The 4,668-nt window shown below is 65.2% G+C and carries 4 protein-coding genes and 3 pseudogenes; 6 read left to right on the plus strand and 1 reads right to left on the minus strand.

What is annotated here, in order from left to right:
• The 4 genes and pseudogenes from JMF90_RS40730 to JMF90_RS24945 form a co-directional block, all read left to right on the plus strand.
• A pseudogene (locus JMF90_RS40730) lies at positions 1-108 on the plus strand (ABC transporter permease); the annotation flags it as partial.
• Between the two features lie 45 nt (positions 109-153).
• Positions 154-1,065: an ABC transporter ATP-binding protein gene (locus tag JMF90_RS24935; protein WP_011694942.1), complete on the plus strand. Its 912-nt coding sequence runs from the start codon at positions 154-156 to the stop codon at positions 1,063-1,065.
• Positions 1,066-1,281: 216 nt separating this feature from the next.
• On the plus strand, positions 1,282-2,019 hold the full coding sequence (locus tag JMF90_RS24940; RefSeq protein ID WP_011549109.1) for a transporter substrate-binding domain-containing protein: 738 nt from the start codon (positions 1,282-1,284) through the stop codon (positions 2,017-2,019).
• Between the two features lie 60 nt (positions 2,020-2,079).
• A pseudogene (locus JMF90_RS24945) lies at positions 2,080-2,421 on the plus strand (LysR family transcriptional regulator); the annotation flags it as partial.
• A gap of 134 nt (positions 2,422-2,555) precedes the next feature.
• On the opposite strand, the gene JMF90_RS24950 reads toward JMF90_RS24945, so the two are convergent.
• Complete coding sequence (locus JMF90_RS24950) at positions 2,556-3,473, minus strand: LysR family transcriptional regulator (protein ID WP_011549107.1); 918 nt, start codon at positions 3,471-3,473, stop codon at positions 2,556-2,558.
• A 141-nt stretch (positions 3,474-3,614) separates the two neighbouring features.
• Here JMF90_RS24950 and JMF90_RS24955 point away from each other — a divergent pair, with 141 nt between their 5' ends.
• Complete coding sequence (locus JMF90_RS24955; RefSeq protein WP_011549106.1) at positions 3,615-4,379, plus strand: SDR family NAD(P)-dependent oxidoreductase; 765 nt, start codon at positions 3,615-3,617, stop codon at positions 4,377-4,379.
• Between the two features lie 71 nt (positions 4,380-4,450).
• Positions 4,451-4,668: pseudogene (locus JMF90_RS40240) on the plus strand (hypothetical protein); the annotation flags it as partial.

Below are 4,668 nucleotides of genomic sequence, written 5' to 3' on the forward strand. Positions count from 1 at the left end.
GTATATGCGGCGATCCTGATGATCGGGATCATCGGCCTCGGCACCGACATCGTGCTCGGGCTGCTCGGCCGCCGGCTCTTTCCGTGGGACCGCACGCTGAAAGCGTGAGCGCCGCCCGCACGTCCCCATCGACCGATTTCCGCAGAGGGCATCATGCAGAACCCGCAAGCCGTTCCCGATTACCTGATTCAATCCGACGCGGTGCGCGAGCGCTTCGCGCGGCTGAAGGCCCGCGACGTGATACTCGACGTGCGACACGTCGGCAAGCGTTTCACGACGCCGCAGGGCGAGTGCGTCGCGCTCGACGACATCAGTTTCCGCACGCACCGGCGCGAGTTCGTGTGCGTGATCGGCCCGTCCGGCTGCGGCAAGTCGACGTTGATCCGGATTCTCGCCGGGCTCGACGCGCAGACGAGCGGCGACGTGCTGCTGGACGGCAAGCCGGTCGACGGGCCGGGCGCCGATCGCGGAATGGTGTTCCAGGGCTATACGCTGTTTCCGTGGCTCACGGTGAAGAAGAACGTGATGTTCGGCCTGCGCATGAACGGCAGCAGCAGCGGCGTGGCCGAGCGTGAGGCGCTGCAGTGGCTCGATCTCGTCGGGCTGACGCGTTTCGCCGACGTGTATCCGCACCAGCTGTCGGGCGGCATGAAGCAGCGCGTGGCGATTGCCCGCGCGCTCGCGAACCGTCCGCGCATCCTGCTGATGGACGAACCGTTCGGCGCGCTGGACGCCCAGACGCGGGCCAGGATGCAGACGCATCTGCTCGACATCTGGCGCAACATCGACGTGACGATCCTGTTCATCACGCACGACCTCGACGAGGCGATCTTTCTGGCCGACCGGATTCTGGTGCTGAAGGCGAACCCGGGCGGGGTGCAGGAGCTGATCGAGGTGCCGGTGCCGCGGCCGCGCGATTATTCGCAGGTCAATACGCCGGAGTTCGTCGCGACGAAGGCGCGTCTCGAAGCGCTGATTCACCCGAAGGAGGCCGCGACTGCCGAGGACGACGGCATCAAGCCGCACATGATCCGGATGACGGACGTGGCTGATAACGTCGAATAGCGTCGAATAGCGTGGAGCCGATTCATTCCGTCACGCCGCGATCCATGTCGTACCGGACCCTGCTGCTCGAGTTGACGACTTCACTGACAGCCGCACCAAAATAATGTCGTCAACTTGATTACACCCGGATTAATTTTGTCCATTCGTAGTGGACCTCGACTTCCCACGGTAAGCTGATGCATTCCTGATCGATTCTTCGGCTTGCGAGAGAAAGCGATGAAGGTAACCATTGCGTACATCGAGGAACCTCCGTTTGGATGGACCGAAGCGGATGGCACCGCGAGAGGTGCCGATCTCGAGCTCGCGGCGACGATCCTCCGGCAGATAGGCGTCACCCGCGTCGAGTATTGCCCGACGACGTTCAGCGAATTGCTGCCCGGCGTCGCATCGGGGCACTGGGACATGAACGTGCCGCTCTTCGTGACACCGCAGCGGGCCCATACCGTTGCGTTCAGCGTGCCGGTGTGGGGAATCGAGGACGGTTTCCTGGTGCGGCCCGGCAACCCGAAGGCGCTCAGGCGTTATGCGTCGATCGCCGAACGTCCCGATGCGCGCCTCGGCATCATCGCCGGACAGGTACAGCATGATTCCGCGATGGCGGCAGGCGTGAGCCGGCGGCAAATCGTCGTCTTCGAACAGCAAGCCGACGCGATCGCGGCCGTGCTCTCCGGCGTGATCGACGCCTATGCGAGCACCGCTTTGGGGAATCGCATCGTGGCGGGCCGCATAGGCAGCGCGATGATCGAGGCCGTCGCGCACGAGCCGGATGGCGACGGCAGCCAGCGGACGCCTCCGCTGGGCGCGTTTTCATTCAACCGGGAAAACCGGGATCTCCTGACGGCGTTCAATCGGCAACTGCGCGCGTATGTCGGTTCGCCGGACCATCGCGCGCGCATGGCGAGATTCGGGCTGACCGATCGCGAGATCGATCCAGCCGTCTCGCCGACAGGATAGGTCGCCGCCCGGCTGGGAACGGCAACCGTCCATTCGACTCGCAAATGGTGACCGTATGTGGGCCGGCACATCCAGCTCGTCGTCACCGACAATCAGCCCGATGCGGAAAAGACCCAGCAAGGGGTCGCCAGTGAGCGCCAGTGGTGGGTGGACGATCTCGGCGCGAAGCACGACCTGCTCAGGGGGAGCCTGTGCTGGGGGCGCATGCCGCGCCATATGGTCGACGCGGACCTCGCGAAGGGCACGCTCGTCGAGCTCCAGCGGCGCGCGTGGCACATGCGGCCCCTCACGTTCATGGTCTCGCAGCGGCGCGGATACGCGTTTTCCGGATGCGAGACGCGGCTGGTCGAACTCCTTGGCCAGTGTCCTTCGCACAGGGTGCGAAGAGGGAAGTCGACGTAACGTGCGGCCGCGTTCGGGAGTGGCGGCGATCGTTTATCGGGCGGTCGCGGTCTGATGGAGAGAGGCAAGGGCATCCGGGGGGGCAGCGTCGTCATAGGGCACGAGAGTGCTTGATTCGACCGCTCACCGAAACATCATTTTGGCCATCGCCAGACGGGATTGCCCAGATGTTCGGCGAAGTAGTCGGACAACGCCGTCACCTTCGCGGGTCGCGCCCGCGCCGACGGCGTAACGAAATAAAGCCCGCCCGTCGTCAGCGACCAGTCGGGGAGAATGGCTTCGAGACGGCCATCAGCCAGATATTCGCCCGCGATGAACTCCGGCAGTTCGGCGATCGCAAGCCCATCGAGCAGCGTCGGCAACAGCGCATCGGCGTTGGTGACGCGTAGCGGGCCCGTCGGCATCACCGACTCCTCATCGCCTGCGTCGTTCGTGAAGCGCCATACGGCACTCCGCGCGCGATACGCGTACGGGAGGCAAGGGCGATCCGCCAATTCGAGCGGATGCGTGGGGCGCCCTTCGCGCCTCAGATATTCCGGCGCCGCCACCACGAATTGCGTGACCGCACACAGCCGACGCGCGACCAGCGACGAATCCGGCAGCGCGGCGATACGCAGCGCCGCGTCGAACCCATCGGCAATCAGATCGACCGACGCATCCGATAAATGCAGGTCGATCGACACCTCCGGATACGCGCGAAAAAAGCCCGGCAGTAGCGGCGCGACCCAGCGCAGCCCGAACGACATCGGCACGGCCAGACGCACCAGCCCGCGCGGCTGCACCGACATCTCGCGCGCCGAGCTTTCCGCTTCCTCGGCCTGACGGTAGATCTCGCCGGCCTTCTCGCTGATCGTCCGGCCGAACTCGGTCAGCGAGAGCTGCCGCGACGTGCGATTGAACAGCCGCGCGCCGAGCCGGTCCTCCAGACGTGCCACCCCGCGGGAGACGGTGGCGACCGACACGCCGGTCGAGCGCGCCGCAGCGGCAAACGACCCGTGCTCGGCCACCTTCGCGAACATCGCCAACCCTTCGAAATCAGGCAGGTGCGCCATTTCCCCTCATCTTTTCATTTATGCAACGTTGGATTTCGATTGATTCTATTTCGAAAAGATCGAGCCGTCGATATTCTCCTCACATCGCAGCACGTAACACCCAACCGAAACACCCACTGATCAAACGAAAGGAGCAATACCATGGCACGCAAGCTCGACAACAAGATCGCACTCGTCACCGGCGCCACCAGCGGCATCGGCCTGGCCACCGCCCAACGCTTCGCCGCTGAAGGGGCGCACGTCTATCTCACGGGCCGCCGTCAGGCCGAACTCGATGCCGCCGTGGCGGGTATCCGTGAAGCCGGCGGCACGGCCACCGGCGTGCGTTCCGATTCCACGAAGCTCGATGAGCTCGACGCGCTGTATGCGCAAATCAAGGAAGAACAGGGGCGCCTGGACGTGCTGTTCGTGAACGCCGGCGGCGGTTCGATGCTGCCGCTGGGCAGCATCACCGAAGCGCACTACGACGACACCTTCGACCGCAACGTGAAGGGCGTGCTGTTCACCGTGCAGAAGGCGCTGCCGCTGCTGGCCGATGGCGCATCGGTGATCCTGACCGGCTCGACGGCGGGTAGCGCGGGCACCGCTGCGTTCAGCGTGTATTCGGCTTCGAAGGCGGCGGTGCGTGCGTTTGCGCGTAGCTGGATTCTCGACCTCAAGGACCGACGCATCCGCGTGAACACGATCAGCCCGGGCGCGACCCGCACGCCCGGCCTGCTCGATCTCGCCGGCGACGATGCGGGTCAGCGGCAGGGGCTTGCCGATTATCTGGCGGCGCAGATTCCGATGGGGCGCCTCGGCGAGCCGGGCGAGATTGCGGGCGCGGCGCTGTTCCTGGCGTCGGACGACGCGAGCTTCGTGAACGGCATCGAATTGTTCGTCGATGGCGGCCAGCAGCAGATCTGAGCGGGGGTGATCGGCGCGACGGGGGACATGCGGTCGCGTCGATCGCCTTCAGTGCCGGCACGAGCGCGTCGGTGTGTGTCGTCGCGGTGCCGCCGACCGTGCTCGGCGGCGAAGCGGCGGGGGGATCGACTGGCGGTTGCCGGCCGGAAGCAGCCGGCAGTTCCATCTCCGAAACTGACGGCCAAACGACTGCTCCACTCGGAAATCCGACGGTAGGTCCCTTTCCGGACCTCGGCCTTGGCAATCAATGGCCGATAAAAAGCAATGGCCGGCTCTGCATTCAGACCGG

This window comes from Burkholderia sp. E168m23 (assembly GCF_016586125.1).
GTDB classification, from domain to species: Bacteria; Pseudomonadota; Gammaproteobacteria; order Burkholderiales; family Burkholderiaceae; genus Burkholderia; species Burkholderia orbicola.

Coding starts and splice junctions, on each gene's coding strand:
- JMF90_RS24940 (WP_011549109.1), top strand. CDS start 1,282: ATGAAGGTAACCATTGCGTACATCGAGGAACCTCCGTTTGGATGGACC.
- JMF90_RS24955 (WP_011549106.1), top strand. CDS start 3,615: ATGGCACGCAAGCTCGACAACAAGATCGCACTCGTCACCGGCGCCACC.
- JMF90_RS24950 (WP_011549107.1), bottom strand. CDS start 3,473: ATGGCGCACCTGCCTGATTTCGAAGGGTTGGCGATGTTCGCGAAGGTG.
- JMF90_RS24935 (WP_011694942.1), top strand. CDS start 154: ATGCAGAACCCGCAAGCCGTTCCCGATTACCTGATTCAATCCGACGCG.